Origin of the sequence: Rathayibacter sp. VKM Ac-2879 (genome assembly GCF_015351245.1) — a bacterium.
In the GTDB taxonomy this organism is placed as follows: Bacteria; Actinomycetota; Actinomycetes; order Actinomycetales; family Microbacteriaceae; genus Rathayibacter.
Genome location: NZ_JADKSO010000005.1, coordinates 140438 through 159565, shown reverse-complemented (window position 1 = coordinate 159565; position 19128 = coordinate 140438). Strand labels below are relative to the sequence as shown.

The window sequence follows — 19128 nt, the reverse complement described above, 5'->3', positions numbered from 1 at the left end:
GCGGCGCGCACGATCGGAAGAGGTCGATCAGCCCTGCTTCTTGAGGCGGCTGGTCATCCGGGCGCGGGCGTTGGCGTCGAGCTCGACCTTGCGGATGCGGACAACCTCAGGGGTCACCTCGACGCACTCGTCTTCGCGAGCGAACTCGAGGCACTCTTCGAGGGTCAGCTGACGCGAAGGCGTCATCGACTCGAAGTTGTCCGCGGTCGACTGACGCATGTTCGTCAGCTTCTTTTCCTTGGTGATGTTGACGTCCATGTCGTCGTTGCGCGAGTTCTCGCCAATGACCATGCCCTCGTACACCTCTTCGGTGGGGTTCACGAAGAAGGTCATGCGCTCCTGAAGCGCGATGATGGCGAAGGGCGTGACGACCCCCGAGCGGTCGGCCACGATCGAGCCGTTGTTGCGGGTGACGATGGAGCCTGCCCACGGCTCGTAACCGTGCAGGATCGCATTCGCGATGCCGGTGCCGCGCGTGGTGGTGAGGAACTCGGTGCGGAAGCCGATCAGACCACGGGAGGGGACGACGAATTCCATGCGTACCCAGCCGGTGCCGTGGTTCGACATGCCCTCCATACGGCCCTTGCGCGCGGCGAGGAGCTGCGTGATCGCGCCGAGGTACTCCTCCGGAGCGTCGATGGTGAGGTGCTCGAAGGGCTCGTGCACCTTGCCGTCGACCTGGCGGGTGACCACCTGGGGCTTGCCGACCGTGAGCTCGAAGCCCTCTCGGCGCATCTGCTCGACGAGGATGGCGAGCGCGAGCTCGCCGCGGCCCTGGACCTCCCACGCATCGGGACGCCCGATGTCGAGGATCTTGAGCGAGACATTTCCGATCAGCTCGCGGTCGAGGCGGTCCTTGACCATGCGGGCGGTCAGCTTGTGGCCCTTGACCTTGCCGACGAGCGGCGAGGTGTTGGTGCCGATCGTCATCGAGATCGCCGGGTCGTCGACCGTGATGGCGGGCAGCGGACGGATGTCTTCAGGATCGGCGATGGTCTCGCCGATGGTGATCTCGGGGAAGCCCGCGATCGCGACGATGTCGCCGGGGCCGGCCGATTCGGCCGGGTAGCGGTCGAGCGCCTTCGTGATGAGCAGCTCGGTGATGCGGGCGTTCGTGTGCGAGCCGTCGTGGTGGACCCAGGCGACGGTCTGCCCCTTCTTGATCGTGCCGTTGAAGACGCGGAGAAGGGCGAGACGGCCGAGGAACGGGGAGGCATCGAGGTTCGTGACGTGGGCCTGGAGGGGCGCCTCGTCGTCGTACGTCGGCGCGGGGATGTGCTTGAGGATCGCCTCGAACAGGGGCTCGAGGTCCTCGGCGTCGGGCAGCGAGCCGTCCTCGGGCTTGTTCGCCGAGGCGCGGCCGGCCTTGCCGGAGGCGTAGACGACGGGGACGTCGAGGATCGCGTCGAGGTCGAGGTCGGGGACATCGTCCGCGAGGTCGGAGGCCAAGCCGAGCAGGAGGTCCTGGCTCTCGGCGACGACCTCGTCGATGCGCGCATCGGGACGGTCGGTCTTGTTGACCAGGAGGATGACGGGGAGCTTCGCCTCGAGGGCCTTGCGCAGCACGAAGCGGGTCTGCGGCAGCGGCCCCTCGGACGCGTCGACCAAGAGGCAGACTCCGTCGACCATCGAGAGACCGCGCTCGACCTCGCCGCCGAAGTCGGCGTGGCCCGGGGTGTCGATGACGTTGATGGTGATGGGGCCGTCGCTCGCATGCTTGCCGCTGTAGGAGACGGCGGTGTTCTTCGCGAGGATCGTGATGCCCTTCTCGCGCTCGAGCTCGTTCGAGTCCATCGCGCGCTCGTCCACGTGGGCGTGCGCGTCGAAGGAGTTCGTCTGCTTGAGCATGGCGTCGACGAGCGTCGTCTTGCCGTGGTCGACGTGGGCGACGATCGCGACGTTGCGCAGGTCGGAGCGGGTGGCACTTGCCATGTGAACGGACTCGTCTCGTGTTCTCGTGCAAAAGGGGGACCATCCATCGTACCGCAGGGACGTGGCGCGATCGAGGAAGGCCCCGGATTCTCGAGCGGAGCACCCTGGGGAGGGACGTCCGCCCGGGGATCCGGGGCCTCGCGGGACGAGCCGAGTCAGACCGCGAACTCGATGCCCGCGCCCGGGATGGCGGCGAGCAACTCCCGGGTGTACTCCTGCTTCGGCGAGTCGAACACGGTGTCGGTCGACGCGTGCTCGACGATCTGCCCCTTCTGCATCACGCAGACGTCGTCCGCGATCACCCGGACGACCGCGAGGTCGTGCGTGATGAACAGATAGGTGAGCCCGAGTTCCGCCTGGAGGTCGGCGAGGAGGCGGAGGATCTGCGCCTGCACGAGCACGTCGAGCGCCGACACCGCCTCGTCGAGGACCACGATCTCGGGCTTGAGCGCGAGCGCGCGGGCGATGGCGACCCGCTGACGCTGACCGCCCGAGAGCTCGTTGGGGTAGCGGCTCGCGATCACCCGCGGCAGCGACACCTGGTCGAGCAGCTCGAGAACCCGCTCGCGCTGCGAGGTGCGGTCGCCCACTCCATGCACGCGCAACGGCTCCGAGATGGTGTTGCCGATGTTGTAGAGCGGGTCGAGCGAGCCGTACGGATCTTGAAACACCGGCTGCATCGAGCGGCGCAGCGCGAGCATCTCCTTGCCCTTGAGCTTCTCGGTGCGACGACCGTCGATCGAGATGGCTCCGCTCGTCGCCGTCTCGAGACCCAGGACGAGGCGCGCGATCGTCGACTTGCCCGAGCCCGACTCCCCGACGAGCGCCGTGGTCGTGCCCTTCGGGATCGAGAACGACACGGCGTCGACCGCCGTGAAGTCCTCGGCCCTGAGCCCGCCGCGACGGATCTTGAAGACCTTCGTGAGTCCGTCGACCTCGATCATCGGTTTCGCCGCGACGGGCGCGGCACTCTGGTGGAGGCTCGCGGCACCGACCAGGTCGACCTCACGGACCGCCGCCGACTCGCCAGGAAGGGCCTCCGCGGACAGCCCCGCCGTCGACTGGATGCGACGGGAGGCGAGGCTCGGCGCCGCAGCGATGAGGCGCTGAGTGTAGGGGTGCTGCGGATTCTGCAGCACCTCCACGGAGGCGCCGGACTCGACGATGCGACCCTTGTACATCACGATGAGCTTCTCGGCGCGCTCCGCGGCGAGACCCAGATCGTGCGTGATGAAGAGCAGGGCAGTCCCGTCGGTCTTCGTCAAGGTCTCGAGGTGGTCGAGGATGCGCCGCTGCACCGTCACGTCGAGCGCCGACGTGGGCTCGTCGGCGATCAGGAGCTGAGGCGCGGCCGCGAGGCCGATGCCGATGAGCACGCGCTGGCGCATACCTCCCGAGAACTGGTGCGGAAACTGCTTGAGCCGCTTCTCGGCGTCGGCGAGACCGGCATTCTGCAGAACCTCGATCGCCTTTGCGCGGATCTCTTTGCGTCCGGTCGCGAGGCCGTTCGCCTTGATCGTCTCCTCGACCTGGAAACCGACCGACCAGACCGGGTTCAGGTTCGACATCGGGTCCTGCGGCACATAGCCGATACGACGCCCGCGGAGGTCCTCGAGCTCGGCCCGGCTCGCCTTCGCGAGGTCCTTGCCATCGAAGAGCACGGAGCCTCCGGTCACCTTGCCGCTGCCGGGCAGCAGGCCGATGATCGCCGCGGCGGTCGTCGACTTGCCCGAGCCCGACTCCCCCACGATCGCGACCGTCTGGCCGTGCTCGATGGTGAGGCTCACGCCCCGGAGGGCCGGGACGAGGCCGCTTCCGGTCTGGAAGCCGACCTCGAGGTCGGTGACCTCGAGCAGCGGGCCCCTCGGGGTGTTCGTCGTGGCGCTCATCGGAGAGCCCTCGCCTTCGGGTCGAGCGCGTCGCGCAGCGCCTCACCCAGGAGGATGAAGCTCAGCACGGTGATGGTCAGCGCGGCGGACGGGTAGATCAGGGTCTGCGGGTTGGTCCGCAAGTCGCGCTGGGCCTGACTGATGTCGTTGCCCCACGACATCACCGAGCCGGGCAGGCCGACTCCGAGGAACGACAGAGTCGCCTCCGCGGTGATGGCCGCACCGAGCGAGATGGTCGTGACCACGATGACCGGAGCGATCGAGTTGGGCATGACGTGACGGAACAGGATCGCCATGCGCGAGAGTCCGGTCGCGGTCGCGGCGCCGACGAAGTCGGACTGCTTGACGCGCAAGACCTCCGAGCGCAGCACTCGGGCCGTCGTCGGCCAGGCGAACGCGCCGATCGCGAGGGCGATGACGAACACGTTCCGGTGCTCCGAGAAGACCGACATGATGACGACCGCGGCGAGGATGTAGGGGATCGAGAAGAAGATGTCGCCCGCACGCATGATGACGGTGTCGACCCAGCCGCCGAAGAAGCCGGCGAGCGCGCCGCCGATGACTCCGGTGACCGATGTGATCAAGACCACGATGAGACCCACCGAGAGGGAGGTCGACGTGCCGTAGACGATCCGCGAGTACACGTCGCAACCCTGCTTGGTGTAGCCCAGCACGCTGCCGTCGCCCGGTCCCTGATTGCTCAGACCGAGGTCGCACGCGCGGGGATCGACCGAGGTGAACAGGCTGGGGATGAGCGCCACCAGGATGATCAGCAGGATCAGGACGCTCGAGATCCAGAACATCGGACGCTTGCGCAGATCCTGCCAGGCGTCGGTCCAGAGGTTGCTGGGCTTCTCGTCGAGGGAGACGGCATCGATCGAGGCGATCGGCGTCTCGTCGAGCGGGGCGACGAAGTGGTCGATGCGGCGGGCCTCGTGCGCGCCGCCGGGAGTCTCATTTGGCATAGCGGATCCTCGGGTCGAGTACGGCGTAGAGCAGGTCGACGAGGATGTTCACCACGAGGTAGAACAGCACCATGACCGTGACGAAGGAGACGACCGTGGGTCGCTCTCCGCGGATGATCGCCTGGTAGAGGGTGTTCCCGACTCCGGGAACGTTGAAGATGCCCTCGGTGACGGTCGCGCCGACGATGAGCAGACCGAAGTCGGCTCCGAACTGCGTCGTGACCGGGATGAGCGAGTTGCGCAGGATGTGCACGGGGATCACGCGGCGTCGCGAGAGTCCCTTGCCGTAGGCCGTGCGCACGAAGTCGGAGCCGGCCGTCTCGATGACCGAGCCGCGAGTAAGGCGGATGGCCGAGGCGATCACGAAGAGCGCGAGGACGATGGCCGGAAGCAGCAGGCGCTGGAAGGAGGCATCACCTCCCACCGTCGGCGGGAACCAGCCCAACTGCACCGCGAAGAACGTCTGAGCGATGAAGCACAGCACGAAGATCGGCACAGAGACCAGCAGGAGGCTGACCACGAGGGCACTCGCGTCGAAGAACGAGCCCTTGCGCAGCCCGCTGATGAGGCCGACGGTCAGCGCCACGACGATCTCGATGACGATCGCCATCATGGCGAGCGTGAGCGTCACGGGGAACGTGCGGGCGAGGATGTCGTTCACCGACTGCCCCGAGAACGAGACGCCGAAGTCGCCGCGGACCACGCCTCCCAGGTAGTAGAGGTACTGGACGACGAAGGGCTGGTTGAGGTGGTACTGCTCCTCTAGCCGCGCCAGGAGCGCGGCGTTCGGCGTCTTGTCGCCGAAGAGAGAGAGGAGGGGGTTCCCCGGCATGGCGAAGACCATGAAGTAGATGAGGAACGTGGTGCCGATGAGCACGGGGACGGCTTGAAGAATGCGTCGGACGATGTAGGCGAGCACGTCAGCCCTGCCGATTCCGGTGTCGCATGGTGGGTGACCTCATTCGATTCGGACCTGAACAGGGCGCTTCGCCCGTGCCGTCGACCGCAGTCGACCACACGGGCGAAGCGCCCCTGTTTCTGGCAGCTTAGTTCTTGGTGATCGCGTAGTAGAGCGGCACCGAGTTCCAGCCGAACTGAACGTTCGAGACGTCCGTCCCGTATCCACCGGTCACGTTGGCGTACCACAGCGGGATCGCCGGGAGGTCCTTCAGGAGGACCTCCTGCGCCTGCTGGAACTTCTGGTTCGCGGCACTGAGGTCGGTGTCGGCGGCACCCTCGGCGAGGAGCGCGTCGAAGTCGGGGTTGGAGTAGTCGCCGTCGTTCGACGAGGCGTTGGTCGCGTACAGCGGTCCGAGGAAGTTGTACAGACCCGGGTAGTCGGCCTGCCAACCGGTGCGGAACGCGGTCTCGATCGAACGGTTGGTGATCTTGGTGCGCGCCTCGGCGAACGTCGGATAGGCGTCGCCTTCGGCGTCGATCCCGAGCGTGTTCTTGATCGAGTTCGACACGGCGTCGACCCAGCCCTGGTGGCCGCCGTCGGCGTTGTAGGCGATCTTGAAGGTGCCGCTCCAGGGGCTGATGGCATCGGCCTGGGCCCAGAGCTGCTTGGCCTTGTCGGCGTCGAACTTGAGCACGTCGGCGCCCGTGAGCGAGTCGCTCCAGCCGTTGATCACCGGAGAGGTGAAGTCGGAGGCCGGGGTGCGGGTTCCCTCGAAGATCACCTTGGTGATCTGGTCGCGGTCGATTGCCATCGAGAGGGCCTGGCGACGCAGCTGGCCCTCTTCGCCGCTGAAGTGCGCGAGGCGCGACGGGATGGTGAACGACTGGAACACCGCGGCGGGCTGGTTCACGGCGCGGTCACCGAGATCGGTCTGGTACGTGCCGTACGCCGAGTCCGGGATCGCGTCGAGGACGTCGAGGTTGCCACCCTGGAGATCGGAGTACGCCGCGTCCTGCGTCGCGTAGAACGTGATCGTGACGCCACCGTTGACGGGCTTGCGTCCGCCGGCGTAGTCGGGGTTCGTGACCAGGTCGATCTGCACGTTGTGCTTCCACGCGTCGTTGCCGGAGAGCATGTACGGACCGTTGCCGATCGGGTTCTGGCCGAAGGCGTCCATGTCCTTGAACGCGGCGGCCGGCAGCGGGTAGTAGGCCGAGTAGCCCAGTCGCAGCGGGAAGTCCGACTTCTTGTCCTTGAGCGCGACGGTGAAGGTCGTGTCGTCGACGACCTTCAGCCCGGTGAGCTCGCTGTCCTCGTCGTAGCTGAAGCCCTGGATGTCCTCGAAGAAGTAGCTGTTGAGCTGCTTGTTCGAGAGCTTCGCGCCGTAGTTCCAGGCATCGACGAACGAGCTGGAGGTGACCGGGTCGCCGTTCGTGAACTTCAGGTCCGGCTTGATCTTGATCGTGTAGTTCTGCGCGTCGGTGGTCTCGATCGAGTCGGCGACGTCGTTCTGCGGCGCCCCCTTGGCGTCGTAGTAGACCAGGCCGGCGAAGATCTCGTCCAGGATCTTGCCGCCGCCGACCTCGTTGGTGTTCGTCGGGATCAGCGGGTTCTGGGGCTCGGAGCCGTTGGTGGTGATGATCGCCGAGCTGTTGCCCGACCCACCCCCGCCCGACGGGCCCGAGCTGCTGCAGCCCGCGAGAGCCAGCGTGCTCGCAGCGACGAGCGCCAGAGCTCCGAGGCCGAATCGTCTGATGTTCACTATTCCTCCAGTGGTGTGGGGGCGCGCGAGGAGCTTTCTCCCTGACGCGGTGGTGTGCCGTGCGCGTGGCGACGGGGTCGGCGCGCGAGACTGGTGGCCATCGCGCTGATGCCTGTCACGAGACTATGTATCGACTCGCTATCTGCACAAAAGCATGAGGGAACCGTTACATAGCGGTAACCAGGAGGTGGAATCTTTGCGTCGTTTCGCACGGATGCTGCGCCGCACCTCCCTTCGACGCAACACATCGATACAAAGCCCCCCTACAGAGAAGTCTCGACGAGTGCCCACCGAGTTGACAGGACGCGTGGAGCCGCGAGGACGCCTCCGCGTGGAGATCCTCCTGGTTCTGGGGCTCTCGCTCGGCGCCTCCGCGGTGTATTCGATCGTCTCCCTCGCGAACAAGCTCACCCAGCCGATCGCGCTCGGCGACCAGACGGCGACGATCAACGGCTCGCTGAGCGACAGGCCGACCTTCGACCTGATCTACCAACTGCTCGCCCTCTTCTTCGACGTCGTTCCCGTAGCGCTCTGCGCGTTCCTGCTGTGGCAGAGCACGGGACGCCCGCTCGGACGTCTCGGCCTCGACCTCCGGCGCCCCTGGGCCGACCTCCGGTCGGGCGCCGCGCTCGCGGTCCTGATCGGCGCTCCGGGGATCGCGTTCTACGCGCTGGGACGCCTCCTCGGCATCACCGTGGCCGTCAACGCCTCCCCTCAGGACTACCTGTGGTGGACGATCCCCGTCCTCGTGCTCTCCGCGATCCGCGCGGGGATCCAAGAGGAGGTCATCGTCGTCGGCTACCTCTTCGCGCGGCTCGGCGACCTGGGCTGGGGACGCTGGCGGATCCTGGCGGCCAGCGCGCTACTGCGCGGCAGCTACCACCTGTACCAGGGGATCGGCCCGTTCCTCGGGAACGTCGTGATGGGACTGGTCTTCGGGCTGTTCTACCAGCGATTCGGACGCACGCTGCCGCTCGTGATCGCGCACTCGATCATCGACATCGTCTCGTTCGTCGGATATCCGCTCGCGGTCGCCCTGTGGCCGGAACTCTTCAGCGCACCGACCTCGGTGGCCACGCCGACACCGACACCGACGCGCTGAGCGAGCCCGACCGATCCCGTGCGGTCAGGTGCAGCTCAGGCGAACGCCTCGATCGGCGGGCACGCGCACACGAGGTTGCGGTCGCCGTAGGCCTGGTCGACGCGGCGGACCGGAGGCCAATACTTGCCGCGCACGAGTGAGCGGACCGGGTACACGGCCTCCTCGCGGGTGTACGGGTGCGTCCATTCCTCCGCCACCAGGCACTCGGCGGTGTGCGGGGCGCCGCGCAGCGGGTTGTCGTCCACCGGCCACTCCCCCGCACCCACGCGATCGGCCTCCGCCTTGATCCCGATCATCGCCTCGATGAAGCGATCGATCTCGGCGAGGTCCTCGCTCTCGGTCGGCTCGACCATCAGCGTTCCCGCGACGGGGAAGCTCATGGTCGGCGCATGGAACCCGTAGTCGACGAGGCGCTTCGCGACATCATCGACCGTGACTCCCGTCGACGCCGTGAGCGGACGGATGTCGAGGATGCACTCGTGCGCGACCAGTCCGTTGTCGCCCGCATACAGCACCGGGAAGTGCTCGTTCAGGCGCGCGGCCACGTAGTTCGCGGCGAGGACGGCCGCGCCGGTCGCCGCCCGCAGCCCCTCCTCGCCCATCATGCGCGCGTACGCCCAGGAGATCGGGAGGATGCCGGGGCTGCCGTAGGGCGCGGCCGAGACAGGAGCGCCTCCGTGCACCACACGCTCGCCGCCGACGGCGTGCTCGAGGCGTTGCGCGAGCGGGTGCCCCGGCAGGAACGGCGCGAGGTGCGCCTTCGCGGCGACGGGGCCGACCCCCGGGCCGCCTCCGCCGTGCGGGATGCAGAACGTCTTGTGCAGGTTGAGGTGCGAGACGTCGCCGCCGAAGTCGCCGAAGCGCGCGAAACCGAGCAGGGCGTTGAGGTTCGCGCCGTCGACGTAGACCTGGCCGCCCGCCTCGTGCACCAGCCGACAGATCTCGGCGACCTCGTGCTCGTACACGCCGTGCGTCGACGGATACGTGATCATCAGCGCGGCGAGGGCAGAGGCATGCTCGGCGATCTTCGTGCGCAGGTCGTCCAGATCGACGTTGCCGAGCTCGTCGCACGCGACGACCACGACCCGCATCCCGGCGAGCACGGCGCTCGCGGCGTTGGTGCCGTGGGCGCTGGAGGGGATGAGGCAGACCGTACGCGCCTCCTCGCCACGGGAGCGGTGGTAGCCACGGATCGCCAGCAGGCCCGCGAGCTCGCCCTGCGATCCCGCGTTGGGCTGGAGGGAGACGGAGTCGTAGCCGGTCAGGTGGGCGAGCCACTGCTCGAGCTGATCGATCAGCTCGAGCGAGCCCTCGACGTCGGCCTCGGGGGCGAACGGGTGCAGGCCAGCGAACTCCGGCCAGCTGACCGCCTCCATCTCGCTCGCGGCGTTGAGCTTCATCGTGCAAGACCCGAGCGGGATCATGCCCCGGTCGAGCGCGTAGTCCGCGTCGGCGAGGCGCTTGAGATAGCGCATCATCGACGTCTCGCTGCGGTGGGTGGTGAAGACGGGATGCCCGAGGAACGGCGTCGTGCGCTCGAGTGCCGCGGGGATGCTGCGCGCGGCTCCCCCGACGAAGCCGAAGGAGTGGTCGAGGTCGCCGATCGCGATCGCGACGGCGACGACCTCGAGGTCGGTGACCGTCTCGTCGATCGAGACGCCCACGGTGTCGGCGTCGATGAGCCGCAGGTCGAAGCCGGCGTCGCGCGCCCGAGCGACGGCCGCCTCCGCGCCCTGGGGCACGACGACGGCGAGGGTGTCGAAGAAGTCGGCGTGACGGAGGGAGTGGCCGCGATCGAGCAGGAGGCGGGCCAGGAGCGCCGCCCGCGCGTGCACGCGCTCGGCGATCGCCGCGAGGCCGTCCGGCCCGTGGTACACGGCGTACATCGCCGCCATGACAGCGAGAAGGACCTGCGCTGTACAGATGTTGGAGGTCGCCTTCTCGCGACGGATGTGCTGCTCCCGGGCCTGCAGCGAGAGACGGTACGCGGGGTGGCCCGCCGCATCCTGGCTGACACCGACGAGGCGACCCGGCAACTGGCGCTCGAGGCCGCGGCGCACGGCGAGGTAGCCGGCATGCGGTCCGCCGAAGCCGAGCGGCACGCCGAAGCGCTGCGTCGTGCCGACGGCGACGTCGGCACCGAGCTCGCCCGGCGAGCGCACGAGGGTGAGGGCGAGCAGGTCGGCGGCGACGACCGCGAGGCCGCCGCGTCCAGTGACGGCGCCGAGGACGGCCGACGGGTCCCACAGGTGTCCGGAGGTGCCGGGGTATTGCACGAGGACGCCGAACGCCTCCGGCAACGCCTCCGGCTCGGTGCGCGAGAGCGGGAGTTCGACGAGCCGGATGCCCACCGCATCCGCTCGGCCCCGCAGCAGCGCGAGCGTCTGCGGGAAGGCATCGGAGTCGACGATGAAGGCGTCGCTGCGCACCTTCGAGGCGCGGCGGGCGAGCAACATCGCCTCGACGACGGCGGTGCCCTCGTCGAGCATCGACGCTCCAGCGGTCTCGAGCCCGGTCAGATCGGCGACCATCGTCTGGAAGTTGAGGAGCGCCTCCAGACGCCCCTGCGAGATCTCGGGCTGATACGGCGTGTACGCCGTGTACCAGCTGGGGTTCTCGAGGACGTTGCGCGTGATGATGGCCGGCGTGTGCGTGCCGTAGTAGCCGAGGCCGATCAGTGGGCGCCGCACCGTGTTGCGCGCAGCGAGCGCGCGCAGCTCGGCGAGCGCCTCCGTCTCGCTCGCGGGCGCCGGAAGCACCGGCTCGAGCTCGGCCATGCGGATCGACTCGGGCACAGCCGCGGTGACGAGTTCCTCGACGGAGTCGTAGCCGAGGGTCGCCAGCATGGTGCGCTGGGCGCCGGCGTCGGTGCCGATGTGGCGGGACTCGAACTCGCCAGGGATCCTGGGGGCCGCCATCTACTCGCCGACCAGCTCGGAATAGGCGGCGGCGTCGAGGAGGCCGTCAGGGAGCGTCTCGAAGCGCACCTTGATGAGCCAGCCCTCGCCGAACGGGTCGGAGTTGACCAGCTCGGGGGCGTCGACCACGGCGGAGTTGGTCTCGAGGACCTCACCGTCGACCGGCGCGAAGAGCTCGCCGACCGACTTGGTCGACTCGATCTCGCCGACGACGGTGCCGCCCTCGACGCGGGCGCCCGCGTCGGGGAGCTCGACGAAGACGACGTCGCCCAGCTTGTCGGCGGCGTACGCGGTGATGCCCACCGTCGCCGTGTCGCCCTCGACGAGGATCCACTCGTGGTCGGAGGTGTACTGCAGCTCGCTCGGAAGGGCCATGTCAGTTCTTCTTTCTCGAGTAGAAGGGGAGCTCGGTGACGGTCATCGGGAGGCGACTGCCGCGGACGTCGACGGAGAGCGTCGTGCCGGGCTGCGCGGAGGCGGGCGCGACGTAGGCCATCGCGATGGGGACGCCGAGGGTGGGCGACAGGACGCCGCTCGTGACGACTCCGACCGGCTCGTCGCCGGCGAAGACGCGGTAGTCGGCGCGCGCGGCGCGGCGCCCCTCTCCGAGCAGGCCCACGAGGACAGGAGCGTCGCCGGCCGGACCCTCCTCGCTCGCCGCGCGACCGACGAAGTCGATCGGCTTGTCGAAGGCGACGACGCGTCCCAGTCCCGCCTGGGCGGGGAACACCGCGCGCGAGAGCTCGTGGCCGTAGAGCGGCATGCCGGCTTCGAGGCGGAGAGTGTCGCGCGCGGCGAGGCCCGCGGGGACGAGGCCCGCTCCCGCGCCGGTCTCGGCGAGCGCCTCCCACAGCGAGGGGGCGGCCTCGGGCGAGACGTAGATCTCGAAGCCGTCCTCGCCGGTGTAGCCCGTGCGCGCGAGAAGGATGGGGTGCGCCTCGAAGGTGCCAGGGACCGCACGGTAGTAGCGCAGTTCGGCGAGCAAGCGCGCGGCGTCGTCGGTGTCGAGCACCGACTCCTCTCCGCGCTCGGTCTCGACCGCGAGCCCTTGCACGTTCTGCAGGATCTCGAGTGCTCGCGGACCCTGGAGGGCGATCAGCGCGAGGTCGTCGCTCTCGTCGAACAGCTCGCAGTCGAACATCGCGGTGCGGTCCCGCAGCTGCTCGGCGACGACGTGTCGGTTGGAGGCGTTCGCGACGATGAGGAAGCGGTCCTCGCCCGTGCGGTACACGACGAGGTCGTCGATGACTCCTCCCGTGCGCTCGAGCAGAAGGCTGTATTTGGCGCGGCCGACGGCCACAGCCGAGATGTTGCCGGCGAGCGCGTAGTCGAGGGCGTCCACCGCCTCCGGGCCCACCACGAGGATCTCGGCCATGTGCGAGAGGTCGAAGAGGCCGGCGGCGGTCCGCACGGCGTGATGCTCGGCGAGGTCGCCGGAGTAGCGCACCGGCATCTGCCAGCCGGCGAAGTCGGTGAAGGAGGCGCCGGCCGCCACGTGCACCTCGTGCAGGGGCGAATAGCGGGGCTCGGGACTGGTCGCCGGGATCGACGGGGTTTCGGACATGAGTTCTCCAGATCGTCGCAGTGCTCGTGGCGCGCCGCACACGGCGGCACCGCACAGCAGTGCCGTGGGAACTCCCCCTCTGTCGTGGAGCCTGAGAGATTCGCGCTCGAGCGCTTTCACCATGGGCGGATCGGAACCGATCGCTTTCCAGAGTGGCCAGTTCGACGCGGTACAAGACCTGAGAGATTGGCGGGGAGGCTTGCTCCTTCGGTGCCGACCGGAGTCGGCTCTCCCGCGTCGCGTATTGCGGCCCGGTGTTCGGTTGTGCGCCCACCCTACCCGGCGAGGCGGGCGGCCCCGCGAGATGCCAGTTGTGTGCGCCTCCCTCGGCGTGTCGTGCGCAGAGGTGGCATCTCGCGGGGGGGGCGGAGCACGGGTGGGTTTGGTGTGAGGGTCAGGGTGACACTAAGCTCGGCGCAGCGCTTAGAGTCAGCGCGACTTTTAGTAGGGATGCACCACGTGGAGAGAGACGACCAGCCGCAGCTCGCGGTCTCGACGGTCATCTTCGCGCTGCGCCCACACCCCCAGACCGGCGCGAGCACGGTGTGGATCCCCGTCGTCCGTCGCATCCGCGAGCCGTTCTACGGACTGTGGGCACTCCCGGGCGGCCCGCTGCGCGCCGACGAAGACCTCGCGGAGGCCGCCAGGCGCACACTCCGCGAGACGACCGGCCTCGCACCCCGCTACCTCGAGCAGCTCTACGCGGTAGGAGGCATCGACCGCTCCCCCGGCGCCCGCCGCGTCGTCTCGATCGTCTACTGGGCCCTCGTGCGCACCTCCGAAGCCGACGAGGCGATCGTCGGCGAGAACGTGACCTGGCTCTGCACCGACCTGCCCCTCGATCTGGCCTTCGACCACGGGCTGATCGTCGACTACGCCCTCTGGCGTCTGCGCAACAAGATGGAGTACTCCCGCATCGCGCAAGCGTTCCTCGGCGAGACCTTCACCCTCGCCCAGCTGCGCGAGGTGCACGAAGCGGTGCTGCAAAAGCCGCTCGACCCCGCGAACTTCCGCCGGATGATCGAGGGCTCGCGCGCCGTGGTCCCCACCGGAGAGCGCCTAACCGGCACCCGCCACCGGCCGCCCCGGCTCTATCGCTACGACGAGTCCACCGCCCTCGTCGACAACGGCCCGCTCCCCGTCTGAGCGTCCCGACCTTCTGACACCTTCACGAGGAGACACCGTGACATCCGTCGACAGCACCATCCGACTCATCGAAAGCGGATCCGCACCCGGCGCCACCTGCGCCCCCGAGCTCGCCGAAGCGCCGTGGGCGTTCGACCTCGGGTTCCCCGCCTACGGCCCGGGCGCCTCCCAGGCCGACCCCATCCCCGCGGAGGCACCCGTGCAGGGCCGCCTGCCCGAGGAGTACACGACGGCGAGCGCCGAGGAGCTGCACGAGCGCATCCTGCGGGCGAAGGAGACCCTCGGCGAGCGAGTCGTCGTGCTCGGCCACTTCTACCAGCGCGACGAGGTCGTGCAATACGCCGACTACGTGGGCGACTCCTTCCAACTGGCCAAGGCGGCGACGAGCCGCCCCGACGCCGAGGCCATCGTCTTCTGTGGCGTGCACTTCATGGCCGAGACCGCCGACATCCTCTCGGCGCCGGAGCAGGCCGTGATCCTCCCGAACCTGGCCGCCGGCTGCTCGATGGCCGACATGGCCGACATCGACTCGGTCGAGGACGCCTGGGCCGAGCTCACCGAGTTGTACGGCACCGAGCCGGACGCCGACGGCCGGGTGCCGCTGGTCCCGGTCACCTACATGAACTCCTCCGCCGCGCTGAAGGCGTTCTGCGGGCGCAACGGCGGAGTCGTGTGCACCTCCTCGAACGCCGCGACCGTGCTCGAAGACGCGTTCGCGCGCGGCCAGCGGGTGCTCTTCTTCCCCGATCAGCATCTCGGCCGCAACACCGCGAAAGCGATGGGGGTGCCGCTGGAGCGCATGCCGATGTGGAATCCGCGGAAGCCCCGGGGCGGCTCCGACACCGCGACGCTGCTCGATGCGCAGGTGATCCTCTGGCACGGCTTCTGCTCGGTGCACAAGCGCTTCACGGTCGCGCAGATCGAACGCGCGCGGGCAGAGCACCCCGACGTGCGCGTGATCGTCCACCCGGAGTGCCCGATGGCGGTCGTCGACGCGGCCGATGAGTACGGCTCCACCGACTACATCGTCAAGGCGATCCAGGCGGCGCCCGCGGGGTCGACGTTCGCGATCGGCACGGAGATCAACCTGGTGCAGCGCCTCGCGGCGCAGTACCCGCAGCACACGATCTTCTGCCTCGACGACGTGGTGTGCCCCTGCTCGACCATGTACCGCATCCACCCGGGATACCTCGCGTGGGTGCTCGAGGGGCTCCTCGAGGGCACCGTGCTCAACCGCATCGCCGTCGACGAGTCGGTGCAGGCCGAGGCGCGCATCGCCCTCGAACGGATGCTCGCCGCGGTGCCGCCCGCCGGACCCGTCGCTCCGGCGGCCGGCTGAGATGGCGCGCATCGTCGTCGTCGGCAGCGGGATCGCCGGCCTCGTGACCGCACTCGTCGCCTCGCGCCGGCACGAGGTGGTGCTCGTGACCAAGGGCATGCTCGCCGAATCGTCCACCCGCGCGGCCCAGGGCGGGATCGCGGCGGTGACCGCGCCGTCCGACTCCGTGGCTCTGCACGTCGAGGACACGCTGACCGCCGGCGCCGGACTCGCCGTGCGGGAGGCGGTCGAGGTGCTGTGCGCCGAGGGGCCGACCGCAGTCGCCGCCCTGCAGGAGTGGGGCGTCGCGTTCGACCGCGAGGGCGAGGAGCTCGCGCGCGGACTCGAGGGCGCGCACTCGCGACCCCGCATCCTGCACGCGGGCGGTGACGCGACGGGAGCCGCGATCGAGGAGGCGCTCGTGGCGGCGGTGCGCGACGCCTCCGGCTCGGTGGAGGTGCGCGAGCAGACCGCGCTCGTCGACCTCGTACTCTCGGGCGACATCGTCACGGGAGCGGAGGTGCTCCACGCCGGGCGTGTCGAACGGCTGACGGCCGACGCGGTCGTCCTCGCGACGGGAGGTGCGGGGCAGCTCTACCGGCACACCACGAATCCCACGGTCTCCACGGGAGACGGGCTCGCCGCGGCGCTCCGCGCCGGTGCCGAGGTGGCCGATCTGGAGTTCTACCAGTTCCATCCGACGACGCTGGCTCTGCCCGGCGGCTTCCTCGTGTCCGAGGCGGTGCGCGGCGAGGGCGCGGTGCTGCGGGACGCCGCGGGCGAACGGTTCCTGCTCGGGCTGCACCCCGATGCCGAGCTCGCCCCACGGGATGTGGTCGCGCGGGCGATCGCCGATCGGATGCGCCTCCAGGGCGGACTGCCGGTGCACCTCGACGCGCGCGCCCTCGCACCCGACGTGCTTGCGCGCCGTTTCCCGACGATCTCGGCGGTGTGCCGGGCCAACGGACTCTCGCTCGCCGACGATCTGCTGCCGGTGACCCCTGCGGCGCACTACTGGATGGGCGGGATCGCGACCGACCTCGACGGCCGTACGAGCCTCCCCGGCCTTCTCGCCGTCGGCGAGGTCGCGCGGACGGGAGTGCACGGCGCGAACCGCCTGGCCTCGAACAGCCTCCTCGAGGGCGTCGTCTTCGCTCGGCGAGCCGCCACCGCCCTGGACATGCTGACGCGCGAGGCCGCCCTGGCACGCGCCACGCCTAAGGAGGCACGTCGCGGTGGCATCCGGGGCGGGAGTCGGCACCGGGTCGCGCCGGTCGCGCTCGACCGCCGAGAACTGCAGGAGCAGATGTGGGCGGGTGCAGGGCTCTCGCGGGACGCAGCGGGGCTCGTGGGCCTGCGGGACGCGCTGACCGCCTCCGCGACTCCCGCGCCGCTGGATCTGCGGACGCTCGAGGATGCGAATCTGCTCGCCTGCGGCCTCGCCCTCGTCGACGCCGCCCTCGCCCGCACCTCCTCACGCGGCGCCCACTACCGCAGCGATGCCTCCGACCACCCCTCGGCGAGCGCCGCCCGCGCCACCGACAGCAGAAAGGCAGCCCTGCAGTGCTGACCCGCCAGACCATCGAACGCATCGTCACCCTCGCGCTGGAGGAAGACGCGCCCTGGGGCGACGTCACCTCGGACACTTTGATCCCCGCCGACGCCACCGCCTCAGCGGCCCTCGTCGCCCGCGAGCCGGGAGTCTTCAGCGGAGGAGCGGTCCTGGTCGGCACGATGCTCCAGGCCGACTCCCGCATCCGCTGCACCGTCCTCGTCGAGGACGGCACCGGCTTCGAGGCGGGAGCCACCCTCGCCCGCATCGACGGGCCGGCCGGAGGCGTGCTGCGCGGCGAACGCGTCGCCCTCAACCTCGTGCAGCGGATGAGCGGCATCGCCACCCTCACCTCGCGCTACGTCGCCGCGGTAGCGGGCACGCGGGCCCGCATCGTCGACACCCGTAAGACCACGCCGGGCCTGCGCGCACTCGAACGACACGCGGTGCGCAGCGGCGGCGGGCACAACCACCGTTTCTCGCTCTCGGACGCGATCCTCGCCAAGGACAACCACCTCGCCATCCTCGCCCAGCGCGGGGTCGACCTGACGGCCGCCCTCCTGGCCGCTCGCGCCTCCGTGCCGCACACCACCCACATCGAGGTCGAGGTGGATCGGCTGGAACAGATCGAGCAGGCGCTCGCGGGCGGCGCCGACACGATCATGCTCGACAATTTCACGCCCGAGCAGCTCGCGCACGGCGTCGCTCTGATCGGCGGGCGCGCCGTCGTCGAGGCGAGCGGAGGCGTGAACCTCGACACGGTCCGCGCGATCGCCGAAGCGGGGGTCGACGTGATCTCGGTCGGTGCGCTCACCCACAGCGTGCGCTCGCTCGACCTGGGCCTGGACATCGCGGTCGCGTGATCTACCTCGACCACGCAGCGACGTCTCCGGTGCGCCGCGAGGTGCTGGAGGCGATGTGGCCGTTCCTCACGCAGGAGTACGGCAACCCGTCGAGCAGCCATGCGCTGGGAGGCTCCGCGTCTCGCGCTCTCGACCAGGCGCGCGAGCGAGTGGCGCGCTTTCTCGGCGGGCGTGCCTCCGAGACCCTCTTCACCTCGGGCGGCACGGAGTCGATCAACACGGCGGTGAAGGGCCTCGCGCTGGGCGCGCCGCGCGGGCGCCATCTCGTGATCTCGGCGATCGAGCACGAGGCGACGGTGGAGTCGGCCGACCACTTGCGACGACTGCACGGCTTCACCGTCTCGGTCGCGCCCGTCGACGCACACGGGCGAGTCGATGCAGAGGAGCTCTCTGCGCTCGTGCGGGCAGACACGACGCTCGTCTCGGTGATGGCAGCGAACAACGAGATCGGCACAGTGCAAGACATCCCGGCGATCGCCGTGCTCTGCCGTGAGCGCGGCGTGCCCCTGCATGTCGACGCGGTCCAGGCGGCGGGCTGGATCGACGCGAGCGCGTTCGCGGCCGACGCAGTCTCGATCTCGGGTCACAAGCTCGGGGCGCCCAAGGGGGTCGGAGCGCTGCTCCTGCGACGGCGCCTGCCCTTCGAGCCGCTCGTGCACGGCGGCGGGCAGGAGCGAGAGAGGCGCTCGGGCACCGAGAACGTGGCGTTCGCGGTAGCGCTGGGGGTGGCGGTCGGGCTCGTCGAGCCGGCGCGCGCCGCACGAGTGGGAGCCGTGCGCGACGAGTTCTGCGCGCGAGTGGCCGCGCTGACGCCTCGAGCGATGGCTGTGGGGTCCCTCGAGCACCGCCTTCCCTCGATCGCCGCCTTCGTGGTGCCGGGGCGCAGCGGGGAGTCGGTGCTGCTCGCCCTGGAGGAGCGCGGGATCGTGGTGTCGAGCGGCTCGGCGTGCGCGGCGGGGCGCGACGAACCGTCGCCGACCCTCCTCGCGCTGGGTCTGGCGCCGGAGCTGGCGCAGACGGCCGTGCGCTTCAGCTTCGGCGAGGGGTCCACCCTCGAGGAGGCGCGCGCCGCCGCCGAGGCGTTCGCAGCCGTCCTGGCCTGAAGATCCGCGCAGCCGATCCTCGCCGATCGGGAATGTCGGAGGTGGGTGGCATGGTTCTGATGTCCGAAGCGTTCGTGATTCGTCCGCTGCTGTGCACTCGGCTGTCCCAGCCG

General features: G+C 69.5%; 14 protein-coding genes and 1 riboswitch. Of the genes, 6 read left to right on the top strand and 8 right to left on the bottom strand.

The window, feature by feature from the left end; all coding sequences use genetic code 11:
* Positions 1 to 27 precede the first annotated feature (27 nt).
* The 5 genes from typA to ITJ45_RS13175 form a co-directional block, all read right to left on the bottom strand.
* Positions 28 to 1932: a translational GTPase TypA gene (typA, locus tag ITJ45_RS13195; protein ID WP_194610611.1), complete on the bottom strand. Its 1905-nt coding sequence runs from the start codon at positions 1930 to 1932 to the stop codon at positions 28 to 30.
* A 155-nt stretch (positions 1933 to 2087) separates the two neighbouring features.
* Positions 2088 to 3821: a dipeptide ABC transporter ATP-binding protein gene (locus ITJ45_RS13190; protein ID WP_194610613.1), complete on the bottom strand. Its 1734-nt coding sequence runs from the start codon at positions 3819 to 3821 to the stop codon at positions 2088 to 2090.
* The gene (locus ITJ45_RS13185) at positions 3818 to 4786 is read right to left on the bottom strand and encodes an ABC transporter permease (protein WP_194610615.1); all 969 of its coding nucleotides are present in this window, start codon (positions 4784 to 4786) and stop codon (positions 3818 to 3820) included. Before ITJ45_RS13185 ends, ITJ45_RS13190 begins: the two co-directional genes overlap by 4 nt.
* Complete coding sequence (locus tag ITJ45_RS13180) at positions 4776 to 5705, bottom strand: ABC transporter permease (protein WP_194610616.1); 930 nt, start codon at positions 5703 to 5705, stop codon at positions 4776 to 4778. Before ITJ45_RS13180 ends, ITJ45_RS13185 begins: the two co-directional genes overlap by 11 nt.
* A gap of 127 nt (positions 5706 to 5832) precedes the next feature.
* Complete coding sequence (locus ITJ45_RS13175; RefSeq protein WP_194610618.1) at positions 5833 to 7449, bottom strand: peptide ABC transporter substrate-binding protein; 1617 nt, start codon at positions 7447 to 7449, stop codon at positions 5833 to 5835.
* Positions 7450 to 7780: 331 nt separating this feature from the next.
* Between ITJ45_RS13175 and ITJ45_RS13170 the strand changes: the two genes are divergently transcribed.
* Positions 7781 to 8551 (top strand): CPBP family intramembrane glutamic endopeptidase, encoded by a 771-nt coding sequence (locus ITJ45_RS13170; protein ID WP_323743034.1) that lies wholly within the window; start codon positions 7781 to 7783, stop codon positions 8549 to 8551.
* A gap of 35 nt (positions 8552 to 8586) precedes the next feature.
* Here the strand turns inward: ITJ45_RS13170 and gcvP are convergent, their stop codons facing one another.
* From gcvP to gcvT, 3 genes are read right to left on the bottom strand one after another with little or no spacing between them, the layout of a single operon-like run.
* Positions 8587 to 11469, bottom strand: a complete 2883-nt coding sequence (gene gcvP, locus ITJ45_RS13165) for an aminomethyl-transferring glycine dehydrogenase (RefSeq protein ID WP_194610622.1) — start codon at positions 11467 to 11469, stop codon at positions 8587 to 8589.
* On the bottom strand, positions 11470 to 11844 hold the full coding sequence (gcvH, locus tag ITJ45_RS13160; RefSeq protein WP_194610624.1) for a glycine cleavage system protein GcvH: 375 nt from the start codon (positions 11842 to 11844) through the stop codon (positions 11470 to 11472). It abuts the gene before it with no gap.
* A gap of 1 nt (position 11845) precedes the next feature.
* Entirely contained in the window at positions 11846 to 13033 is a 1188-nt protein-coding gene (gene gcvT, locus ITJ45_RS13155) for a glycine cleavage system aminomethyltransferase GcvT (RefSeq protein ID WP_194610626.1), read from the bottom strand.
* Positions 13034 to 13190: 157 nt separating this feature from the next.
* Positions 13191 to 13278: riboswitch (glycine riboswitch) on the bottom strand.
* Positions 13279 to 13492: 214 nt separating this feature from the next.
* Between gcvT and ITJ45_RS13150 the strand changes: the two genes are divergently transcribed.
* From ITJ45_RS13150 to ITJ45_RS13130, 5 genes are read left to right on the top strand one after another with little or no spacing between them, the layout of a single operon-like run.
* Complete coding sequence (locus tag ITJ45_RS13150; RefSeq protein WP_323743035.1) at positions 13493 to 14179, top strand: NUDIX hydrolase; 687 nt, start codon at positions 13493 to 13495, stop codon at positions 14177 to 14179.
* 37 nt (positions 14180 to 14216) lie between these two features.
* Entirely contained in the window at positions 14217 to 15518 is a 1302-nt protein-coding gene (gene nadA / locus ITJ45_RS13145) for a quinolinate synthase NadA (protein WP_194610630.1), read from the top strand.
* A 1-nt stretch (position 15519) separates the two neighbouring features.
* On the top strand, positions 15520 to 17067 hold the full coding sequence (nadB, locus tag ITJ45_RS13140) for an L-aspartate oxidase (protein ID WP_194610632.1): 1548 nt from the start codon (positions 15520 to 15522) through the stop codon (positions 17065 to 17067).
* Positions 17061 to 17912, top strand: coding sequence for a carboxylating nicotinate-nucleotide diphosphorylase (nadC, locus tag ITJ45_RS13135; RefSeq protein ID WP_194610634.1), 852 nt, complete (start codon positions 17061 to 17063; stop codon positions 17910 to 17912). Before nadB ends, nadC begins: the two co-directional genes overlap by 7 nt.
* On the top strand, positions 17909 to 19015 hold the full coding sequence (locus ITJ45_RS13130; RefSeq protein ID WP_194610636.1) for a cysteine desulfurase family protein: 1107 nt from the start codon (positions 17909 to 17911) through the stop codon (positions 19013 to 19015). Before nadC ends, ITJ45_RS13130 begins: the two co-directional genes overlap by 4 nt.
* Positions 19016 to 19128 lie beyond the last annotated feature (113 nt).

Bases quoted from the DNA above. Each gene is read 5' to 3' on its own strand.
- gcvH (WP_194610624.1), bottom strand. From the start codon at position 11,844: ATGGCCCTTCCGAGCGAGCTGCAGTACACCTCCGACCACGAGTGGATC.
- ITJ45_RS13190 (WP_194610613.1), bottom strand. From the start codon at position 3,821: ATGAGCGCCACGACGAACACCCCGAGGGGCCCGCTGCTCGAGGTCACC.
- nadB (WP_194610632.1), top strand. From the start codon at position 15,520: ATGGCGCGCATCGTCGTCGTCGGCAGCGGGATCGCCGGCCTCGTGACC.
- typA (WP_194610611.1), bottom strand. From the start codon at position 1,932: ATGGCAAGTGCCACCCGCTCCGACCTGCGCAACGTCGCGATCGTCGCC.
- gcvT (WP_194610626.1), bottom strand. From the start codon at position 13,033: ATGTCCGAAACCCCGTCGATCCCGGCGACCAGTCCCGAGCCCCGCTAT.
- gcvP (WP_194610622.1), bottom strand. From the start codon at position 11,469: ATGGCGGCCCCCAGGATCCCTGGCGAGTTCGAGTCCCGCCACATCGGC.
- ITJ45_RS13185 (WP_194610615.1), bottom strand. From the start codon at position 4,786: ATGCCAAATGAGACTCCCGGCGGCGCGCACGAGGCCCGCCGCATCGAC.